This is a genomic window from Spiroplasma endosymbiont of Virgichneumon dumeticola (assembly GCF_964264745.1).
In the GTDB taxonomy this organism is placed as follows: domain Bacteria; phylum Bacillota_I; class Bacilli_A; order Mycoplasmatales; family VBWQ01; genus Spiroplasma_E.
Genome location: NZ_OZ183478.1, coordinates 101,234 through 122,279 on the forward strand (window position 1 = coordinate 101,234; position 21,046 = coordinate 122,279).

A 21,046-nucleotide genomic window follows, 5' to 3' on the forward strand; every position below is an offset into this window, starting at 1 on the left:
AATTTATGTAAACAACATTCAAATAAAATTCAAATAGAAAAGGTGGAATAAATCATGAATTTAACAGTATATTTATTAAGTGGAATTATAGGAGGAGCAGTTACTAGTGGGGTTATTATTACTTTTATATTATCTATTATTTCAAAAAAAATTAAAAAAAATAAACAAGATATAGTTGCAAAAGAACTTAAATTTAATAAATTAATTGAATATATTATTTTAAATACTAAACAATTAAATGATAAATTACAATTAACAGAAACTACTATTGCACAAAAATTAGATGCTTTTGATGTTGATGAAAAAGATTTTGAAGATTTTATTATTGCTCAAAAAGCAAAACGTCAAGCATTAACAAATAAAGATAAGAAAAAAGTAACTAAAATTAAAATTTAAAGGGTTTAAATACCCTTTATTTTTACATTAAGGAGTAAATTATGGCTATTAAAGATCCAATTTTATTTATAACAGTTGAAGAATTTAAAAATTCTAAATATTTTAATGAATTATTATTTGATAAAGTTACTACTCCAGATAATGAAATTTGATTTGCAATATCTGTAGCTAGTAGTAATATTGATTATTTAAGTGGTTTTACTATTAGTAAAAAATGACCAGAAATAACACCAACAGATTTTACAGATAATATTCAAACAGCAACTACTAATTATGTTAGATTTTTATTAACTAAAGATGTAGATTATTTACGTGGTCAAGGTTCAATTAGTCAAGGTGGATTAACTTATAGTGAAACTAATCCAGATGACCCTTATTTTATCCCACCAGAAGTATTTAATTATTTAAGAAAAATTAAAGAATATCCAAATATTAAAGGTTTTGATTTAAAAGGAATAGAACCACAAAAAAATAATTATTTTAATAAATTTATTTCAAATTGTGGTGAAGATAGTCCTTTAAATGAATATATTCCTTATACTAATTTAGAATCATCAGATACTAGAACTAAAATCACTATTACTCATCCACAAAATAGATCAAGACCGGTTATTAATATTGATACTAGAGGTATTAATACATCTACTACAGTACCTGAATTTAAAATTCCAAAAGAAACTATTGATATTAAATATGATAAAGAAACTCATATAGTTAATAGTGATGTTAGTGATAAAGTAATTTATTTTGATGACCTTGATGATAGAAAAAATGCTATTGAAATTTTAAAACATACTTTAGTACCTAATTTTATATATAAATGAGAGTTGCTTATAAAAATTTTGATCCTTTTACAGAAGATTACTCAAGTTATTTAAATGGAACTTTAATTCCTAAAAAATATGCAGATGATAAATTACAAAATAAGTTAATTGCTGGTACTAATATAACTATTGATAAAGATAATAAAATTAGTGCTACTGGTGGTAGTTCAGTTGATGAAAATAGAATATTTAATAATAAAAATGATAAAGATAATACAACAAGATTAGTTAATGATGTTATAAATGTTGGAAATAGAACATTAATTTATAAAAATAAAAGTGGTCCTTCAGTAACAGATGATAATGATATTCCAAATAAAAAATATGTTGATGAAAAAATAAAATCTTTAAATGTTATTAAATGAAAAAATGTTGGTACAAAAGAAAGTAACATTAAAATTAACGGACTTCTCCCCACATTTTTAAATTAAACATAGCATTACAGTTTCAAAACTAGGTATGTTATTGAATTTATATGCAGCTTCTTTTGCATATAAATGAATATGATGTTTTACAACTTTGATATGTGTTTTAAATGTTCTTCGTATATGTTTTCATACTGACTCAATTTGGTTGGTATTTACACCAGTTTTTGAAACATAGCAATCTTGATGGTTAACTGTTTCATGCTTAGTGAAAACCGATTTTAAATCGCGATATCCTTTTCAAGAATCAGTATGTACATCACACTTTGAAGAAATGTGGTTTATTGCAAACTGCAAAAGATTTTTACTGTTTACGTTTTTCAATACTTTCACAATCAGATTGTTGGTTGTTTTTTCATAAATACCAACAATCAAGGTTTTGTTCAACAAGGATCTTCCTTGTTTTTTAAACCCATATGTGAAAGATACATTTCATCCATTTGCACTATGCCCTCAACAATGAATTGAGGTTCTTGTTTAGCAATGGCACTTCGGATTTATGACCCATTCTTCAAGCTGTTTTCAAGGTCACTCCCAATTCTTTTGCAACATCAGTTGATGGAATTCCATGTTTGGTGTTTATTCATCTAAAGATGAGATAAAACCAAGATATTAAAGGTGTTTGTGACTTTGAAAATATAGTGCCCGTGAGAATACTGAATGTTTGATGACATTTCAAACATCTCATTTTTCTTAAATTAGAAGTATTCAAATTAAAACTAGAACACCTAATACATTTGCTTTGTTTCAAACTTGCTATATATGCAAGACATTGTTTTTCAGTTTGAAAAGTATTATTGAACTCATTCAATTTCATTGTTTCCTCCACAAGTACATGTGGGGAGAAGTCCGTAAAATTAAATCAATCTCAACTTGAAAAATATTGTTTTTGAGTATTAAATAGTTTTAATAATTGTAAGACATTATTAACTATACCTTTAAGCATATATTTTCCATATTCACCATTACTTAAACTCATATCTTGTGGTAATAATGACGGTATATTATTACTTTCTAATTCATTCGTTAATGATAATCAATTATATTGATTATCATTTAATTTAAATCATTCATTTTGACTAATATTTTTATTTTTTATTTTAATATTATTTAAATCTGTAAAATCAAAATACTCAGATTTTAAAATAACATAAACATTTTCAAATCCTCAAATTTTATAGCTTGATGTTCTTGTAGGTTTTGATTTTAATTCAAAATAGTAAGGTAATAGAATTTTATAATCATCATCTAAACCTTTATTTATTGACAAATAAGAAAGTATATAATTAGATAACATCATTACTATTTGTTTAAATGTTTTAATTTTTGGATGATTAACAAAATCAGGATTATCTAATTTTCAATGTTCAAAAAGATTAGTAATAACATCATGTGGTTTTTGATTTTCAAATTTAGCATGTAATTTATCTAAATCTGTAATTTTTTGTGGGTCTGTCTGAAAAGATATTCCATCAAAATTTCTTTGGTAATTATATGTATAAGTTAACATATCCAATAATACTTTACCTAATGTTGTATTAGGTTTTACTTTGTCATAAGTTAAAACTACACTATCCACACTTGTTAATTTTCAAGTTCCACTTTTAACTTCACCAACATAACTATATTCTTGTTTTTCGCTTAAATCGTATTGTTGTATGTTATCATTTCAAAAACCTGATAAGTAACTACTATTATCATCTTTACTAATTAAAATATTATCAAAGTTTTTATTAATATCATATCCCGTTTCTTTAAAGTAACTATTAGCTACTGCTTTAACTTGTTTTAATTCAATCTTTTTAACATGTTTAAATTCTTGTGATGGTTGATTAGGTAAAATCTCACCAATATCTAAATAATCTAAAATTGAATTTTGATTCATGAAATTTTTAGCAATATCTCATGATAAAACTTGGTCACTAAATCATTGTTGTAAAATATTAACTTTTGGTTGTGTTTGGATTGGTAAAGCATATAACGGAAATAATTGGTTATCATCAGCAATTAATAAATTTGGTGATACTTTTAATCCATTAATTTCACCATTTACTTTTATATTACCAAATAACATTGTTTTAGGAAATTTTAAGGTTATACTCTTAACCTTAGTATCTTTATCTAATGGTTTTTGTAATTTAATAATAATATGATAACCATCTCTTGTTTTAAAATCTTTAATTTTTATGATAGTAATGCTTTTGGTACTTCTTGTTTTTGGATTTTGATAAGGTTGTGAATAACTATTAATGATATATAAGTTATCAATATTACTTTCAGTTAAAGTTTCATTTATACTAACAGCATATAACTTAAATTGATTTAATAAATCTATTTCTTGAAAGATTAAATTTTTAATATCAGTCATACTATATTCAATGGCATTATCATTAATATTAGTGCTTGCCCTTTGGTTTAGTTGCATATTAAAGTCTGATGTTTCAACAGCATTAGTAGTTAATACTTTCTCAATATCAACAAAACCAATCTTAATAGTATTAGGTGAGAATTTTAAAGTATTATTCTCATTATTTTTGAATAAACGTTCAATTTCATAAATATAAATTGTTCGTTTTTTAAATTTATCGTATATTCTATTAATATCAGGGTCACTAGTATTGCCCATAAGGTTTGAAAAATCATTTGGTATATTATCTATTAAATAATCATTTTCTGTTTGATTAATTTTCGTTTGTTTTTGTGGAAACTTAGTTTGTGGTTTGTTGTTGTCCATTGTCATTTTCTCCTACTAATTGGTTATTTACTGGATTAAATAAAGTTAATTTAACAGTTAAATTTTCAATTGCTTGTTCATCATTAATTTCAAATGTTTTACTATCTAATAAATCTTTATCAATTCGTATTAATAATTGAATAAATTTAAGAGTATCAATATTAAATTGTCATAGTTTTTGTTCAATATAATTAACTGTTGAAATATTTACAGCAGTACTTTCAGGAACTGATTGTTGTGCTGATTTCTTTTGACTTGGTATATGTAAACCACAACGCTTAGATATTTCATTAATTAATCAATCATAAACATCGCTTAATGTTTTACCTTTAAAATTACCTTGAATAATAGTTACTAAACCATTAGGAGCATCATTAGGACTTTTATCAGTAAATAAATATTTTTTAGCAATTAATTTTCTTATAGCATCATCAATTAATTGTTGATTATTACCATAAATATTATTAAAAACAAATTTAGGTGAGTTTAATATTACATCTAAAATGATTTGTTCAAAGAAAATATCTAATACTTTAATTTTATCCATTACTTTATTACAGTCAGGTTCTTCATTAGCACGATTACGCATAATTGCTATTGGTATATAATTAATGTTTAATACTTGTTCTTGTTCTAAATTAGGATTATTATTAAATGTTCTATAATCTAATACAAATTGTTTTTTATTATCACTAATACTATAAATTGCACGATTAATAGTTACTTGTTCATTATTTAAAGTATAAATTTCAAATAATCTTACTGTTTGAGCATTTTTTTGATAATTCTCATAAAAAATAGTACATTAAATTAATTTACCAGTAATATCATAATTTCTTTGTTGTATATCTACTAATTGAAAATATAGATTATCATTAGCAATATAAATCAAATATCCACTAATTCCTAATCGGACTTCTCCCCACATGTACTTGTGGAGGAAACAATGAAATTGAATGAGTTCAATAATACTTTTCAAACTGAAAAACAATGTCTTGCATATATAGCAAGTTTGAAACAAAGCAAATGTATTAGGTGTTCTAGTTTTAATTTGAATACTTCTAATTTAAGAAAAATGAGATGTTTGAAATGTCATCAAACATTCAGTATTCTCACGGGCACTATATTTTCAAAGTCACAAACACCTTTAATATCTTGGTTTTATCTCATCTTTAGATGAATAAACACCAAACATGGAATTCCATCAACTGATGTTGCAAAAGCATTGGGAGTGACCTTGAAAACAGCTTGAAGAATGGGTCATAAAATCCGAAGTGCCATTGCTAAACAAGAACCTCAATTCATTGTTGAGGGCATAGTGCAAATGGATGAAATGTATCTTTCACATATGGGTTTAAAAAACAAGGAAGATCCTTGTTGAACAAAACCTTGATTGTTGGTATTTATGAAAAAACAACCAACAATCTGATTGTGAAAGTATTGAAAAACGCAAACAGTAAAAATCTTTTGCAGTTTGCAATAAACCACATTTCTTCAAAGTGTGATGTACATACTGATTCTTGAAAAGGATATCGCGATTTAAAATCGGTTTTCACTAAGCATGAAACAGTTAACCATCAAGATGGCTATGTTTCAAAAACTGGTGTAAATACCAACCAAATTGAGTCAGTATGAAAACATATACGAAGAACATTTAAAACACATATCAAAGTTGCAAAACATCATATTCATTTATATGCAAAAGAAGCTGCATATAAATTCAATAACATACCTAGTTTTGAAACTGTAATGCTATGTTTAATTTAAAAATGTGGGGAGAAGTCCGAAAAATAATTCAATAAGCAATTTTATGCCTTCATTTTTAGTCTCTTTTGAAAGAAATTTTTTAATTATTTCAGAATCTATTGTAAAATTTAATGGAGTCATATATTTCTCATCCTATCTAGTTTTTATTTTCAAACTAATTATATTTGATAAGGAGGGGTATATGGCTCATTTTTTATTACTTTTTTAAATTTACACACAATCTTAGACTTAACCTAAAGCTATGGAATTTTTAAATTTATGATGAAAGAAAAATTTAACTTTTAATGATTTAAATTGATTATTAACAATTATTAAACATAATATTTGATGAGATGCAACTGATTATTTTGATGATATTTTTGGAGTCTTAATTTTTAGTAGTGATGATACTAAAAAATGTTAGAAATGAATATTTATGTAAATTAATTAATGATGAAAATGATTGAATTAAAAGAATTGCTATTCAGTCACAATTAATGTTTAAAACAAAAACTGATATTGATTTACTTTTTACATTAATTAAACCATTGTTATTAACAAATAATTTTTATTTAATTCGTAGTATTGGATGAGCATTACGAAATGCAGCACGTGTTAATCCAACAAAAATTTACCAGTTTGTTAAAGAAAATAATGTTAGTAAAAAAATAATTAACGTTATTAATGAACACTAATTAATAATTGTAGTATAGTAATTAAATGAAAACAAAATAATTTGTCTCAGCACTAAAAATTTCCTAATTTTTATGTTAAAATGATAAAGGTTTTATTACAAAAAGTAATAAATATTATTAGAAAGTAATACAGAAAATAAATGGTGATTTAATCTATGTGAGACCGTAAAATTTTACGAAAAATTAATAAACAAGTAAAAGCTATTGTTGTTCTTGATGAAACTATGTGTAAACTTAGTGATGAAGAATTATCTAATAAAACTGTTGTTTTTAAAACACGAATAGCAGAAGGAGAAACACTAGAGGATATTTTAGTAGAAGCTTTTGCTACAATTAGAGAAGTTGCACGAAGAGTTAGTGGTATGCATCCCTATCCGGTTCAGTTAATTGGTGGAATTGTTTTACACAACGGTGATGTTGCAGAAATGAGAACTGGTGAAGGTAAAACCTTAACTGCAGTTATGCCTATTTATTTAAATGCCTTAAGTGGTAAAGGTGTTCATGTTATTACCGTTAATGAATATCTAGCTGCCAGAGATGCAGAACTAAACCGACCAATTTTAGAATTTTTAGGCATTACTATTGGTGTTAGTTTGCGTGATAATAATCCTCAACAAAAACGTGATGCATATTTACAAGATGTAACTTATACAACTAACTCTGAGTTAGGATTTGATTATTTACGTGATAATATGGCTAGAAATTTTAATGATAAAGTACAACGTCAACTTAATTTTGCGATTATTGATGAAGCTGACTCGGTGTTAATCGATGAATCAAGAACTCCATTGATTATTTCTGGAGGCGCAAAAAATAGAACGCCTTTATATCAAGCAACAGATGTCTTTGCTAAAACATTAATTCCTGATGACTATAAAATTGATTGAGAATCACGTCAAATTGCCCTAACAACTAGTGGTGTTAATAAAGCGCAAAAATCTTTTAACTTAAAAAACCTATTTGACATTGATAGTTCTGAATTATTTCACCATATTCAAAATGCATTACGTGCTAATCACGTCTTTAAACTGGATGTTGAGTATGTTATTAAAGATGGCGAAATTGTTTTAGTTGATCAATTTACTGGTCGTTTAATGCCAGGACGTGTCTACAGTGATGGGCTACACCAAGCGTTACAGGCAAAAGAACATGTTACCATTCAACAAGAAACAACTACTGTTGCTACTATTACATATCAAAACTTCTTTCGTTTATATAATAAATTAAGTGGGATGACAGGAACTGCTAAAACTGAAGAAGAAGAATTTGTCAAAATCTATAACATGCGTGTAATTAGAATACCAACTAATAAACCAATTATTCGTGAAGATAAGCCTGACCATGTCTTTGCTACATTAAATGCTAAATTTAAAGCATTAATTGCTGAAGTGAAAGAACGTCATGAAAAAGGACAACCAATTTTAATTGGTACTGCTAATGTTGATGTTTCAGAACGAATTGCCAACATGTTAGAAGCACAAGGAATTAAACATGAAATCTTAAACGCCAAAAACCATGCCCGTGAAGCTGAGATTATTGGTCGTGCTGGTGAAAAAGGTTCTATTACCCTAGCTACTAATATGGCAGGACGTGGAACAGATATTAAACTTGGTGAGGGAGTAATTGAAGTTGGTGGACTTGCAGTTTTAGGAACAGAACGAAATGAAGCAAGAAGAATTGATAGTCAATTACGAGGACGTGCTGGAAGACAAGGTGACCCTGGATTTTCACGTTTCTATGTTTCAATCGAAGATGATTTAATGTTACGTTTTGGTGGTAAGAAATTAAAAAAAGTTTTTGCCAGTTTAGGTGAGGATTTTATTAAATCCAAAATGTTAACACGTTCTATCACGAGAGCACAACAAAAAATTGAAGGTTTAAACTTTGATGCTCGTAAAAACTTGTTAGATTATGATAATGTTATTGCCCAACATCGTGAAGCAACATATCATCAACGTGATAATATTTTACTTTCTGAGATTCTTTTAGATTTAATTAAAAGTATGCATAGAACAGTAGCCAGAGATTTGTTAAATATTTTTAATAAAAAAGTTGGTAAAGAACAGTTTGTTGATTACGAACAGTTAGTTAAAGGAATTGAAAAACGCATTATTAAACCTGATGATTTAAAAATTGATGAATTAAAACGCATGAGTTATGAAGACGTTATTGATTTAATAAGAGATAAATCTAATACCTTTTATCTTGAAAAACGAGAAAAATTAAATCCAGTAATTATTAGACAAATTGAACATAATGCTATCCTTCAAACTTTTGATCAATATTGAACTGATCATATTGATAGTTTAAGTAAACTACGTGCAGGAATTCACTTACGTGGTTATGCCCAATTAAACCCATTACAAGCTTATATTGAAGAAGCATCAAAATTATTTAATCGTATGAAAGTTAATGTTGCTCATCAAGTTATTATTATGTTACATAGTATTGACCCAGACCAACAACAAATTCGCGGTGGTCAAGATGTGCTTGATACAGTACTTGCTGCTAATGTTGAAACAAAAACAAAAATTGGATAATATAATTCTTACCTTCATAATTATGAAGGTTTTTTGTAGATAAAAAAACTTTTTTTTAAAACATATATACGTAATATAGAGGAGGTAGAAATTGTGAAAAGTATGAAAAATTTATTTAGAATATTGAGTGCAGTTACTTTAACGGGTTTATCTGTAACAACGGTTGTTGCTTGTGGTCCTGTTAAAACAGCTACGATTACAACTATGAATGGTGTAGTTTCTGATACTTTAGGATTAACAACTGATAATGGCACAAAAGGGATTAAATTACCTGCGGTTAATGGTGAAATGAAATGAGATGTTTTAACTGTAAGTGCTTCTCATCTTTTAAAAACTTTAGGTGCTGATCTTTCACAAGCACAAAATCAAGAGTCATTTGATTTTATTACTACTATTTTAAAAATTCAACCTGATTATGGTTCTACTTTTGCTGATGGTCTTTTTAATTCAGCGGGAAAAATAAGGGAGATTAGGGCCACTTCAACAAATACAGTTCTTGAACTAACACCAACAGCAAATGACTTTACTATTACTAGTGGAACTTTTGATTTACAATTTAATAATTATACTAATAAAGAAAACATAGGTCCTGTTTACACTGTTAGTATTAAAATAGGTGCTGGTGTTAAGGATGCTATTAATACCGCTCTGGCGAGTGATATTGCTTTTCAAAAAATGGATTTAAGACTAATATTCCAGGATTTGTTGAAGAAGCTGCTGGTGTCACAGCAGCTTCATTAGCTGGCAAACCAGTTGAAATAGGTAATAGTGATAAGGCTAAAAAGTTAAATTTACTTATGGGTTTAATTAATCAAACTCCTACTTTTACTACAATTGAAGCAGGTTCAACAGTTAATAGTACGAGAGTTGAGCTTACAGATTTTATGGTTGTTCAATTTAAAGCAGGAAATATAGTGTTAGATGCAGGTAGTGAAAGTAAGGTTGGACCAACTCCAAAAACACCGTAAAATAACTTTGAAAACTAATATTTTCATTCTTTTTATTCATGGGTAATAAATAACAATACATTTCCTTCATAGTTTATAACTATGAAGGATTTTTATATTCAAATCTTATTTTTCTTATAAAAACACTTATAAATTATTTAACGGACTTCTCCCCACATGTACTTGTGGAGGAAACAATGAAATTGAATGAGTTCAATAATACTTTTCAAACTGAAAAACAATGTCTTGCATATATAGCAAGTTTTAAACAAAGCAAATGTATTAGGTGTTCTAGTTTTAATTTGAATACTTCTAATTTAAGAAAAATGAGATGTTTGAAATGTCATCAAACATTCAGTATTCTCACGGGCACTATATTTTCAAAGTCACAAACACCTTTAATATCTTGGTTTTATCTCATCTTTAGATGAATAAACACCAAACATGGAATTACATCAACTGATGTTGCAAAAGAATTGGGAGTGACCTTGAAAACAGCTTGAAGAATGGGTCATAAAATCCGAAGTGCCATTGCTAAACAAGAACCTCAATTCATTGTTGAGGGCATAGTGCAAATGGATGAAATGTATCTTTCGCATATGGGTTTTAAAAAACAAGGAAGATCCTTGTTGAACAAAACCTTGATTGTTGGTATTTATGAAAAAACAACCAACAATCTGATTGTGAAAGTATTGAAAAACGCAAACAGTAAAAATCTTTGGCAGTTTGCAATAAACCACATTTCTTCAAAGTGTGATGTACATACTGATTCTTGAAAAGGATATCGCGATTTGAAATCGGTTTTCACTAAGCATGAAACAGTTAACCATCAAGATGGCTATGTTTCAAAAACTGGTGTAAATACCAACCAAATTGAGTCAGTATGAAAACATATACGAAGAACATTTAAAACACATATCAAAGTTGCAAAACATCATATTCATTTATATGCAAAAGAAGCTGCATATAAATTCAATAACATACCTAGTTTTGAAACTGTAATGCTATGTTTAATTTAAAAATGTGGGGAGAAGTCCGATAAATTATTAGATTTATTTGGTGTAGTTTATAACAGATATATGTGAGGTATGCCTATTTCATTTACTAAAGTAAGAAATAAATTAGATAATGCAACAGATAATATTCGTATTATTGGGAAAGCATTATATGCATTACCAAGTGCAATTAGACCAGATTTAATGTATATTATTCAAGAAAAAATGCCAACAATTGATGAAATTAAAACAGCAAGAGCAAAAAATTATAAAATAGAACCAACTAATGTTAATGCTACTTATCAATCAACAGATTATGATAATATGAATATTTTAGATTTACAAAATATAATTTATTATAAAAATTTAGGAAAAATTACTATGGCTGGTGCAATACCTACTAATGATGAATTAGAAACTATAATAGTAAATATTGGTAATAATGGCTATGAAAAAGGTAAAGCAGAATTTAGTAATATTACATCAACAAGTGCTACTATGACTGGTAATAATAAAGAATATTATGGAACAGTAAAATTAGAATTTACTAAAAAATAATTATGGAATATATTTATAAATATTTTGATGAAAAAGCACATATTACTATTTATTCAGCCAAACCAGAAGATTTAACTACAAGTAATGATATAAGAACAATTTTATTAGATGAATATCCTAAATTAAGAAATGATTATTTTATAGTAAGTGATGTTCATGATAATTTTGCTATATGTGTTGGAGATAATATAAATTGTCAAGGAACAGTTAGAATTCAAGTTAAAAAACAAACTAATTTAAAGGATGTTAAAAATGCCACATGTTGAGAATACACAATCAAATAACTATACACTAACTAAATTAATGAGAACTGGTATAAGTCCAATTTCAGCAATGATTGGAACTAGTGCTTATTATGGTCAATTAATAGGTAATCCAATATTAGGTTCAATTAATAGTTTATTATTTGGTAAAAAATTAGGTTTAGATATTTGAAATTTAAATCAAAGACCTTCTGCTAAAACTAAACTAATTAATAGTTCTAAAAAAATATTATTAGGTTTAGGAATAATTGGGTTAGTAAATTATAGTAAATTTACTAACTCTTCTATTAATCCAAATCCAACTGAAAATCCAATAACTACAACAACAGTAGACCCATTTCCAGATAATGTATTATTAGTTAATAATGATAATCATTTAATGGATTGAGATACTTATATTTCATTAAATGTTTATGGTATTTCAAATCTTATGGCAGGAATTACTGAATTAATACCTAATAGATTTGAAACTATTCGTAAAGTAGCAAATATGGCAAATGGTGGATGTTTGATTTCAAGTGGTGTTGCAATGGGTATTAATAATGATTTTAATAATGCTTATGCAGTACCTACCATAGTTGCTGGTGCTTCTGAAATTATCCATAATTTACTACCTATTGAAATTACACATCATAACCAAGAAATGCAAGAAACACCATTTAATAATGAAACTGCAAGATTAATTAATGATAATAGATTTACTATTAATAGTGAAACATCTAGTCAATATGGTAGTGATAATATGAGTGAAGTACCATTAAATCATGATAATGCTTCATTAAATTGAGATTATAACCATATGAGTTTATAATGTTACCTTTAATTATTAGACTTATATACTCAGCATTAGCAAGTGATGATATTCGTGTATTAATTGTTAGTTTATTAAAAAATTATAGTAAAGATACAGGATTAAAAGCAGTTTTAGATAGTGAAAATGTTAGTGAAGAAGAACTTGACCAACCATATTCCACTTTTAATCCAAATATTGCTAAAAAATTATTATCTATATTAAAATCTAATGAATTAACTATTTTAAAAAATGAATTAAATAAATTATTTGTTAATCCTGCTAAAAAAATTAATAATTTATTAAAAGATAATACTAAAGATTTAAATGATAAAGATATAGAAGAAACTAATAATAAAGATGAAAAAGGTTGAGTAGTATTATCTAGTTCATGATTAAAAAAAGGTAATTTTTATAAATCTAATAAATCATTAAAATTAGGTTTATTACAAGTATTAATACAAAGTGATACAAGTAAAAATAAACGTTGATATGGACCATATACTTATCCTAATGTAAGTGAAGAAACTTGAAACTTAATGAAAGTTCAAAAAGGTAAAAATGGTAGTGGTGCTGGAACAATATTTTGAAGATATTTTTTAAGGGGTTTTTTACCATCACAGATACGTAAATATGTTAAGAAACAACTTAAAGAACAGAAAGGTATTAGTAAAGGTAAACAACGTTATAATGTGCTTAAATCAACGAATATTAATGTATTAAAAACAACTGCATTTATTAATAGATTAGAACGTGGATTTTTTAAACTTAAAGAATTTAAAACATTACCAAAAACTGAATTAGGTAGTAGAGCATGAAGAGTAGAAAGAAAAGAATATTTAACTTTTCATAAAACTAATAATTTAAATAAAAATATTGGCATTTCTATTTATAAAAATAAAAGTAAATATAAAACATGAAAGTAGGTGGTAATTATTATTGAATTAGATAAACCAATTAAACCAATTGGTATATGAAATACTATTAATCCATTAAGTAAAGATAATAAAGAATATAAAAGATTAAATAAGATTTGATTTAATAAAAATAGTACTCATATTGATAAAATTAAAATGGCTTTTCTCAGCATTTATGTGATAAAATTTAAAAATAGTACATAAAGGGAGAAAAGCCTTATTCATTTCTTTATTAGTTCAAGTTTTACTTTTATTACTAGCTAAAATTTGATTAAATTTTTCACTATCCATTAAACTACTAGTACCAACAGAAGTATCTTCAGTAATGAAATTATTATTGGTGTAAGTAGTATTATTAACTTGTTTTCAACTAATAGGATTAGGTAAATTTATAGTTTTGGCACTATCTGTAAGTGTTAGTAGTGAAATAGCATCTTTAATATTATTAACATCAGGCAAGTAAATATACATTTCTGATTTACTATCTAAATCAATTCAATCATGTTGATTAAAACTATCATCATCATTAGTTTTATTAGTTAAGAAATAATGGTCATACCCAATTGTGGATGTTGTTGATTGTTCTTGAATCATTTTTCTACCCAAGATTCAGCAATCATTGGTTTTATGTTTTTGGTATCATTGTCACAAGCTAAAACATTTAAAACTGGTAAGCTAGTTGTTAAAAATATTGCTATAATTTTGTAAAATTTTTTCATTTTTTTGCTTTCCTTTCTTATATAATACAAGCATCGCATTCATAATTTTCACTGTTTTGTAAAACTTCTTGTCGGACACGAACATAGTAAATAGATGAACACCCTTGTTTAAAAGCTTTAATATAGGCTTTATTCAAATCACGAGTTGTAACTGAACCATCCACAAATAAGGTTAATGATATTGCTTGATCAATATGTTGTTGTGCTGTTGCTACGATATCAATGATGGCATCTGGTCCCACTTCATACGCTCCTAACATATAATATTTTTTATTTTCAAAATTAATTTTATAAGCAGGTACATAAACTCTCCCTAATTTACCTTCTTTTCTGACTTCAACTGGTGCAACAACAGGTTGTAAACTAGCAGAACAAGAAGATAAGTAACTAATTGAACCAGTTGGAGCAATAGCCATCAAATGTGAATTAGCAATTCCTATTTTTTTAATATCTGCAACTAGCGATTGTCAATCTGCTTGTGAAGGGATTTTAATATTATACTTGGTGAATAGTTCTTTAATTATTTTTGTTTCTGGTGTTCATTTTTCCTTCTCGCATTTAGTATATTTATCAAAATATGAACCATCAGCAAATTTTGAATTTTTAAATCCATGAAAAGCACCAACATTAATTGCTAGTTTATTTGATGCTTTAAAAGCATGAAATGCCATTGCATAGAAAAAAATATTTGTAAAATCAACTGCTGCTTTGGAATTATAAAAAATATGATTTGTTGCTAAGAAACCATGTAAATTCATAGCACCTAATCCAACAGCATGATTTTTACTATTACCCTGTTGAATAGAAGGAACACTAGCAAAATCACTATTTCGTGAAACATGGTCTAATGAATAGATGGCATCATATATTGTTTGTGAAAATTCTTCACCACTTTCCATCATTTTAGCAATATTGACACTTCCCAAATTACAACAAATATCATCACCAATTTTTTTAAAACTTAAATCAGCATTAAATTCACTAGCAGAACTTACTTGGACAATTTCGCTGCATAAATTGCTCATCACAATTCTTCCGGGATGGGCATTACGATTATTTACTGTATCATCAAATAATAAATAAGGATAACCACTTTCAAAATGCAATTCAGCAATTGTTTGAAATAATTTTCGAGCACTAATAAAAGTTTTTTTAATTTGCGGATTGTTTAACATATTGTAATATTCTTTAGTAATAGCGATATCAGTCATTGGTTTGCCATAAACTTTTTGAATATCATAGGGACTAAAAAGCGCCATTTTTTCATTATTTTTAGCTAATTCAAAAGTAATATCAGTAATGACAATTCCTAGTGATAGTGATTTAATTCTAATTTTTTCATCTGCATTTTCACGTTTTGTATCTAAAAATAGCATAATATCTGGGTGATGAACATTTAGATAAACAGCACCTGCACCTTGTCTTTGTCCTAATTGATTGGCATAGGAAAATGAATCTTCTAAAATTTTCATAACTGGAATAACTCCTGTTGCTTGATTTTCAATATTTTTAATGGGGGCTCCAAATTCTCTTAAATTTGTTAAACATAAAGCAACACCGCCACCACGTTTTGAGAGTTGCAAAGAACTTGTAATAGCACGACCGATTGATTCCATATTGTCTTCAACTCGCAATAAATAACAAGATACATATTCACCACGTTGTTTTTTGCCAGCATTTAAAAATGTTGGTGTGGCAGGTTGAAATCTACCTAACATCATTTGCTTTTGAATTGCTTGAGCTTTTTTAATATTTCCATCACCAAAAAATAATGCATTCATAACAACACGTTCTTCGTAATGTTCTAAATATTGTTTACCATCAAAGCTTTTTAAACCATAAGCATTATAAAATTTCAAAGCACCCATAAAACTAGGAAATTCATGTTTAAATTCATAAGCATACTTAGTTAATTGTTCAATTTCTTCCATCGTATATTTATTAATTAGTTGTTCGTCGTAGTATTGATTTGTAACTAAGTATTCAATTCTTTCTTTAGTATTTTTAAATTTTTTTGAGTTAGGAATAACATGATGTTCCATATATGATTTTGCAGCAACAATATCAAGTTGAAAATTGTCTTGGCCTTTAGTAAAAAGTTTTGCTTGAGCATTAAGAGTAATGTATGCTTCAGAATCTAGGGTATTTGTTATTTCTTTTTTTTCTTTATTATTAGTATTTTTTCCTCAAAAATTAATTAAAATATCTTTAATGTTATTAACGTTATGTTGGGTTCCTAATAATTCAAATTGATAAAGCAAAGGAACATTTAACTTTTTAGAAATGATTGGTCCAGCAATCGCAAATGTTTCACCAAAATTAGTATTACCAGAAGCAATGACACCACGACAAAAATTACGATTTTGTTTATTATTTAAAAATTTAATTACTTGTTTGGGAACAGCACCATCTTTTATATCGCCGCCACCACTATATGTTGGTGTTATTAAAACATAGTCTTTATTAACTTCAATTTCTTCCTCTAAATCACAAGGAATTCGTGAATTTAGTATTTCTAATTTTTGAATAAATCTGTGAGTATTGTTTGAAAGTGATGAAAAATAAACTAGATGAATTTCACCAATTGGTTTTACTATGTTTTCATTTGAAACTTTTATAACATCATCATGCATTTTTTGTTCTCCTTTTTAATTAAAATTCTCAATCTTCATCGGTTGTTTCTTCTGTTACCCCCATCACATAAGATGAACCATTTCCCGAAAAAAAATCATGATTTTCATCTGCCCTGGCTGATAATTGGGTAAATATTTCTGGTTTAATTCTTGTTTCTTCTTCTGTAAATGGTGAATCATAACCTAAGTTTTGTAAAAATTTACCAGCATTATATAGACTGAATTTAATAGCATCATCAGCTAAACCAAATCCTTCATAAAGTTCTAGTAAATAAGTTTTTTCTAATTCTATTAATTCAAATAACAAATCAAATACGAATTTTTTCATTGCTACTTGTTTTTCAAATGGTAATTTTTCAATTTTTCTTTGATATTTGTAACCACTATAATAATTATGGATAACTTTATCTCTTAAAATTAATCTAATAATATCTGAGGTATTTGATAATTTTCCACGTGCTGATAAATAAAAGGGTAAGTAAAATCCACCATATAGTAAAAAACCAGGCATAAGTGATGCAGCTACTTTTGATTTTAAAGCATCATCACCAACATAGTAAGGAATTAAAACACGAGCACGAGCTTGTAAACTTTTTGTATTAATAACTCATTCATGTGCTTCTTCAATTTGTTCACTTGAACATAGCGTTGAAAATATTGTTCCATATGATCGTGCATGAACACCAACCATAAAAGCAAAATTAGCATAAATAACTTGTTCATGGTCAGTTAATGAGTTAGGAATTTGGGCTGTATCACCAACTGTTGCTTGAATAGTATCTAATAATGTTAAACCAGTAAAAGTTCGTGTTATGAGTTGTTGCCATTCTGGACTTAATGTTCTTCAAGATGTTAAATCATTTGATACAGGAATTTTTTCTGGTAATCAAAAGTTTTGTGTAATTCTAGTTCATACTTCTAAATCTTTATCATCATTAATAACATTTCAATTTATAGAACGCATTTTTCCTTGAAAATTATTCATAGCATATGCTAAAGGTGATAATGATTTTTGATAATATTTATTGCCTTTTGTCATATATTTTTCCTTTCATTTATAAATAAATTAATACAGTTTGATATTTAATAACCCCTATATAAGAGAAAAAAGAACTAAAAAACACCTAAGTTTCCTGTCGGTGTTTGCACAAATTTATCATTAATTATTAAAAATAAAGATACATTTTTTTTACTATTAAAGTATGAAAATATCGTTACTATAACAATCGTTGATTCATCCCCAGGAATAACTACTATTTAAAAATTTAGACCGGTCTACTGGCTTAGCTTCATTTTACTAGTTACCCTTCTCAAAGAGATTTATCTTCAATGGTTATATAACGTTCATCAGCATTACAGTTGCTGGGACAGCAAGGGATTCTCACCCTTTTCCCGAACATCTAAAGTTTTAGGTTTATTTAGTTGTAAGAATATCATACTACAAAAAATGGAAATGTAAATTAAAAACATTTTGTTTTTTCATAAAATAGGATAATGATATGATAAGATTTAATAGATTACATGTGGGTTTTTGAATGAAATTATAAAATAAAAAAAGAACCTTGCGGTTCTAATTATCTGTTTTGCACTAGGTTTGGTTACCCAGCAAGACATCACACATAACTGCTTTGCCATATCAAGTACAGGAGAACATGAATAATGAAACTGTACATAATTATTGTAACATAACTAATATTTTATATTGATAAAATATTAAGATATTTATAAGTAATTGCACATGTAAACTTGAAAGGATTTAAAATGTCAAAAATTATTTATAAAAGTATGCACGTTTATACTTTACATCGTTCCAATAATTTAGATCATAAAAAAGGTAGACCTTCTATTTTGTTAAAATTTAAAAATAAAAATGCTTTGGTTTGATATGGAACCACTCAAATAGATTTAAAAAAAATGAAAATCCCTTCATTTTAAAAATAAATAATGTTACTGGATATTTTTACTCAAGTGGAATTGAAAAAGTTGAAACTATATTTTTAAAATCTAAATGGGTTGATTATTCAACAAATGATGTTTATCAATTAAATAGTAAAGAACAGCAAGGATTAATATCTAAATTTGTTAGTTTTACTTTTGAACAAAATCCTTATTTTAAAATTAAGAATTTAGAAAAAGATATTTATCAATTAGAAGAACAAATTAATATTTTAAAAATCTAAAATAATCAACTTAGATTTAAATTAGGTTTAATTGAAAAAGACATTATTTTAAATAGTATTAATCAAGAAGAAGTAGAAGAGGAGTAGTTAAATGAGCAATTTAAAAATCAAAACCCCAACAGCTAGGGTTGGGAACTCGAGAGCTTATTCTCTCTTACATATATAAGTATATATTATGTAAATTAAAAGTCAACTATTAGGAGAAAATAATGACAAAAAACAATGAAGAAAATTACAAAAAGGAACAGGAATTAGAGTTTGTATTCAAGGCGATATTGGTACAGATTCTAATACACAAAAATACCGTCCAGCAATTGTTATTAAATCTTATCCCAGTCATGTAAAAGTACAATTAATGACAACTGAATCAAGTCATCATGATTACTTTAAAATAAAAATTGATAATCAAATTCAACATATAAGACCAATTTATTGTAGGACAATTAAATTTAATGAAATTACTGATATTTGAAAAGATTTTGCAAATCAACCCATAGTTTTAAATAAAAACAGTACATTCTTTACCAAAGTTCAAGAAATGGAAATTAAAGAAAATCTTGGCTTAGACATAAATATACAAAGGTATAAGCAACAAGAAAATATAATAGCTAATTTGGAAAAAGAAATGGAAGAATTAAAGAAGCAATTTAAATTTAAATTAGGATTAATCACAAAAAACGCTAATTTAAATAGTATTAATCAAGAAGAAGTAGAAAAGGAGTAACTAAGATGGCAAATAAATTTTATGCAGTAAAAAAAGGTCGTAGAATTGGAATCTATAAAACATGAGAAGAATGTTTAGAACAAGTAAGTGGCTTCTCTGGAGCACAATACAAACGATTTGATAATGCAACTGATGCTCAAGGGTACATAGATGATACCAAACCATCTCCAATTTCCCACAATCAACCAAGTTATAATCATCATTATGAAGTAGTTGCTTATACTGATGGGAGTTTTAATGAAGAACTAAACCAATTTTCATATGGATTAGTTTTTATTAACAAAGGTAAAAAAACTACTTATTGTGAAAAATTTAATGATGAGAATTGAGTAAAATTAAGAAATGTTGCTGGTGAAATTATGGGTGCGCAAAAAGCTATGCAGTTAGCTTTAAAAAATAATGTGAAATCATTGCTTATTTGTCATGATTATGATGGTATTAAAAAATGATGTACTGGTGAGTGAAAAACCACAAAACCAGAAACTAAAGCTTATAAAGCATTTTATGATAAAGCTGCTAAAGATGTAAACATTTATTTTAAATGAGTTAAAGGGCATTCCGGTAATGTTTTAAACGATGAAGCAGATAGTTTAGCATGAAAAGCTTTTAATTTACCTCATGTTTCAGAAATTATTAAATAGATGTTTATTTGCAATTTAATTAATAATATTTTTTATAGTTTTTAATGTTTTTTATCTAAAGAAATTTTTTAATTATTTCAGAATCTATTGTAAAATTTAATGGAGTCATATATTTCTCATCCTATCTAGTTTTTATTTTCAAACTAATTATATTTGATAAGGAGAGTATATGACTCCATTAAATTTTTATAGTATATTCAAAAACTATCAAAAAGATTTTTTCAGGAATGTTGTTATCTTTTGATTATGTCTTAACCTAAGGTTAAAATAACAGTTTATTAGTTTTTTCACGCAAAAAGAAAAACCATACTTATATATA

General features: G+C 26.7%; 27 protein-coding genes and 1 riboswitch. Of the genes, 18 read left to right on the forward strand and 9 right to left on the reverse strand.

Translation table 4 applies throughout. The features are described from left to right. Positions 1-54: 54 nt before the first annotated feature. The 3 genes from ACFEL4_RS00685 to ACFEL4_RS00695 are packed head-to-tail and all read left to right on the forward strand — an operon-like array spanning position 55 to position 1,651. Entirely contained in the window at positions 55-396 is a 342-nt protein-coding gene (locus ACFEL4_RS00685) for a hypothetical protein (RefSeq protein ID WP_375317683.1), read from the forward strand. 41 nt (positions 397-437) lie between these two features. Then, positions 438-1,274 (forward strand): hypothetical protein, encoded by an 837-nt coding sequence (locus ACFEL4_RS00690; RefSeq protein ID WP_375317684.1) that lies wholly within the window; start codon positions 438-440, stop codon positions 1,272-1,274. Further along, positions 1,217-1,651 (forward strand): hypothetical protein, encoded by a 435-nt coding sequence (locus ACFEL4_RS00695; protein WP_375317685.1) that lies wholly within the window; start codon positions 1,217-1,219, stop codon positions 1,649-1,651. Before ACFEL4_RS00690 ends, ACFEL4_RS00695 begins: the two co-directional genes overlap by 58 nt. Here the strand turns inward: ACFEL4_RS00695 and ACFEL4_RS00700 are convergent. From ACFEL4_RS00700 to ACFEL4_RS00720, 5 genes are all read right to left on the reverse strand, one after another. Then, on the reverse strand, positions 1,643-2,017 hold the full coding sequence (locus ACFEL4_RS00700; protein ID WP_375318341.1) for a transposase: 375 nt from the start codon (positions 2,015-2,017) through the stop codon (positions 1,643-1,645). The genes ACFEL4_RS00695 and ACFEL4_RS00700 overlap by 9 nt on opposite strands. After that, on the reverse strand, positions 1,957-2,091 hold the full coding sequence (locus ACFEL4_RS00705; protein WP_375317686.1) for a hypothetical protein: 135 nt from the start codon (positions 2,089-2,091) through the stop codon (positions 1,957-1,959). The genes ACFEL4_RS00700 and ACFEL4_RS00705 overlap by 61 nt, the downstream gene beginning before the upstream one ends. Further along, positions 2,091-4,379 (reverse strand): hypothetical protein, encoded by a 2,289-nt coding sequence (locus tag ACFEL4_RS00710; RefSeq protein ID WP_375317687.1) that lies wholly within the window; start codon positions 4,377-4,379, stop codon positions 2,091-2,093. Before ACFEL4_RS00710 ends, ACFEL4_RS00705 begins: the two co-directional genes overlap by 1 nt. Continuing rightward, on the reverse strand, positions 4,354-4,968 hold the full coding sequence (locus ACFEL4_RS00715; RefSeq protein ID WP_375317688.1) for a hypothetical protein: 615 nt from the start codon (positions 4,966-4,968) through the stop codon (positions 4,354-4,356). The genes ACFEL4_RS00710 and ACFEL4_RS00715 overlap by 26 nt, the downstream gene beginning before the upstream one ends. Positions 4,969-5,184: 216 nt before the next feature. Continuing rightward, positions 5,185-5,307, reverse strand: a complete 123-nt coding sequence (locus ACFEL4_RS00720) for a hypothetical protein (protein ID WP_375317689.1) — start codon at positions 5,305-5,307, stop codon at positions 5,185-5,187. Positions 5,308-5,325: 18 nt separating this feature from the next. On the opposite strand from ACFEL4_RS00720, the gene ACFEL4_RS00725 reads away from it, so the two are divergent. Both ACFEL4_RS00725 and ACFEL4_RS00730 read left to right on the forward strand, forming a co-directional pair. Next, positions 5,326-5,862: a hypothetical protein gene (locus ACFEL4_RS00725; RefSeq protein WP_375317690.1), complete on the forward strand. Its 537-nt coding sequence runs from the start codon at positions 5,326-5,328 to the stop codon at positions 5,860-5,862. Further along, positions 5,757-6,146 (forward strand): IS1595 family transposase, encoded by a 390-nt coding sequence (locus ACFEL4_RS00730; RefSeq protein WP_375316929.1) that lies wholly within the window; start codon positions 5,757-5,759, stop codon positions 6,144-6,146. The genes ACFEL4_RS00725 and ACFEL4_RS00730 overlap by 106 nt, the downstream gene beginning before the upstream one ends. On the opposite strand, the gene ACFEL4_RS00735 is transcribed toward ACFEL4_RS00730, so the two are convergent. Further along, the gene (locus tag ACFEL4_RS00735; RefSeq protein ID WP_375317691.1) at positions 6,138-6,266 is read right to left on the reverse strand and encodes a hypothetical protein; all 129 of its coding nucleotides are present in this window, start codon (positions 6,264-6,266) and stop codon (positions 6,138-6,140) included. The two genes, ACFEL4_RS00730 and ACFEL4_RS00735, sit on opposite strands and share 9 nt — an antisense overlap. Positions 6,267-6,387: 121 nt before the next feature. On the opposite strand from ACFEL4_RS00735, the gene ACFEL4_RS00740 reads away from it, so the two are divergent. The 10 genes from ACFEL4_RS00740 (at position 6,388) to ACFEL4_RS00785 (ending at position 13,839) form a co-directional block, all read left to right on the forward strand. Further along, positions 6,388-6,549, forward strand: coding sequence for a hypothetical protein (locus ACFEL4_RS00740; protein WP_375317692.1), 162 nt, complete (start codon positions 6,388-6,390; stop codon positions 6,547-6,549). Then, complete coding sequence (locus ACFEL4_RS00745; RefSeq protein WP_375317693.1) at positions 6,527-6,820, forward strand: DNA alkylation repair protein; 294 nt, start codon at positions 6,527-6,529, stop codon at positions 6,818-6,820. The genes ACFEL4_RS00740 and ACFEL4_RS00745 overlap by 23 nt, the downstream gene beginning before the upstream one ends. 155 nt (positions 6,821-6,975) lie before the next feature. Beyond that, a complete protein-coding gene (secA, locus tag ACFEL4_RS00750; RefSeq protein ID WP_375317694.1) occupies positions 6,976-9,360 on the forward strand; it encodes a preprotein translocase subunit SecA in 2,385 nt (794 codons plus the stop codon). Between the two features lie 93 nt (positions 9,361-9,453). Further along, positions 9,454-10,101, forward strand: a complete 648-nt coding sequence (locus tag ACFEL4_RS00755; RefSeq protein WP_375317695.1) for a hypothetical protein — start codon at positions 9,454-9,456, stop codon at positions 10,099-10,101. Positions 10,102-10,157: 56 nt separating this feature from the next. After that, the gene (locus tag ACFEL4_RS00760; protein ID WP_375317696.1) at positions 10,158-10,328 is read left to right on the forward strand and encodes a hypothetical protein; all 171 of its coding nucleotides are present in this window, start codon (positions 10,158-10,160) and stop codon (positions 10,326-10,328) included. Positions 10,329-10,504: 176 nt separating this feature from the next. Then, positions 10,505-11,326, forward strand: a complete 822-nt coding sequence (locus ACFEL4_RS00765) for an IS1595 family transposase (RefSeq protein WP_375317697.1) — start codon at positions 10,505-10,507, stop codon at positions 11,324-11,326. A 69-nt stretch (positions 11,327-11,395) separates the two neighbouring features. Beyond that, positions 11,396-11,860: a hypothetical protein gene (locus ACFEL4_RS00770; RefSeq protein WP_375317698.1), complete on the forward strand. Its 465-nt coding sequence runs from the start codon at positions 11,396-11,398 to the stop codon at positions 11,858-11,860. Positions 11,861-11,862: 2 nt separating this feature from the next. Beyond that, positions 11,863-12,144: a hypothetical protein gene (locus ACFEL4_RS00775; RefSeq protein ID WP_375317299.1), complete on the forward strand. Its 282-nt coding sequence runs from the start codon at positions 11,863-11,865 to the stop codon at positions 12,142-12,144. After that, positions 12,113-12,934 carry a hypothetical protein gene (locus ACFEL4_RS00780; protein WP_375317699.1) on the forward strand — a complete coding sequence of 274 codons (822 nt, stop codon included), beginning with the start codon at positions 12,113-12,115 and terminating at the stop codon, positions 12,932-12,934. The genes ACFEL4_RS00775 and ACFEL4_RS00780 overlap by 32 nt, the downstream gene beginning before the upstream one ends. Further along, positions 12,934-13,839, forward strand: coding sequence for a hypothetical protein (locus ACFEL4_RS00785; RefSeq protein WP_375317700.1), 906 nt, complete (start codon positions 12,934-12,936; stop codon positions 13,837-13,839). The genes ACFEL4_RS00780 and ACFEL4_RS00785 overlap by 1 nt, the downstream gene beginning before the upstream one ends. Positions 13,840-13,935: 96 nt before the next feature. On the opposite strand, the gene ACFEL4_RS00790 is transcribed toward ACFEL4_RS00785, so the two are convergent. The 3 genes from ACFEL4_RS00790 to nrdF form a co-directional block, all read right to left on the reverse strand. Continuing rightward, on the reverse strand, positions 13,936-14,424 hold the full coding sequence (locus tag ACFEL4_RS00790) for a hypothetical protein (protein WP_375317701.1): 489 nt from the start codon (positions 14,422-14,424) through the stop codon (positions 13,936-13,938). Between the two features lie 142 nt (positions 14,425-14,566). After that, positions 14,567-17,182, reverse strand: a complete 2,616-nt coding sequence (gene nrdE, locus ACFEL4_RS00795) for a class 1b ribonucleoside-diphosphate reductase subunit alpha (protein WP_375317702.1) — start codon at positions 17,180-17,182, stop codon at positions 14,567-14,569. 19 nt (positions 17,183-17,201) lie between these two features. Beyond that, a complete protein-coding gene (gene nrdF, locus ACFEL4_RS00800) occupies positions 17,202-18,221 on the reverse strand; it encodes a class 1b ribonucleoside-diphosphate reductase subunit beta (protein ID WP_308150076.1) in 1,020 nt (339 codons plus the stop codon). Positions 18,222-18,432: 211 nt separating this feature from the next. Further along, positions 18,433-18,601, reverse strand: a riboswitch (cobalamin riboswitch). A gap of 461 nt (positions 18,602-19,062) precedes the next feature. On the opposite strand from nrdF, the gene ACFEL4_RS00805 reads away from it, so the two are divergent. The 3 genes from ACFEL4_RS00805 (at position 19,063) to ACFEL4_RS00815 (ending at position 20,727) form a co-directional block, all read left to right on the forward strand. Continuing rightward, positions 19,063-19,362 (forward strand): hypothetical protein, encoded by a 300-nt coding sequence (locus ACFEL4_RS00805; protein ID WP_375317703.1) that lies wholly within the window; start codon positions 19,063-19,065, stop codon positions 19,360-19,362. A 355-nt stretch (positions 19,363-19,717) separates the two neighbouring features. Further along, a complete protein-coding gene (locus ACFEL4_RS00810; protein WP_375317704.1) occupies positions 19,718-20,086 on the forward strand; it encodes a hypothetical protein in 369 nt (122 codons plus the stop codon). A 5-nt stretch (positions 20,087-20,091) separates the two neighbouring features. Then, on the forward strand, positions 20,092-20,727 hold the full coding sequence (locus ACFEL4_RS00815) for a viroplasmin family protein (RefSeq protein ID WP_375317705.1): 636 nt from the start codon (positions 20,092-20,094) through the stop codon (positions 20,725-20,727). Positions 20,728-21,046 lie beyond the last annotated feature (319 nt).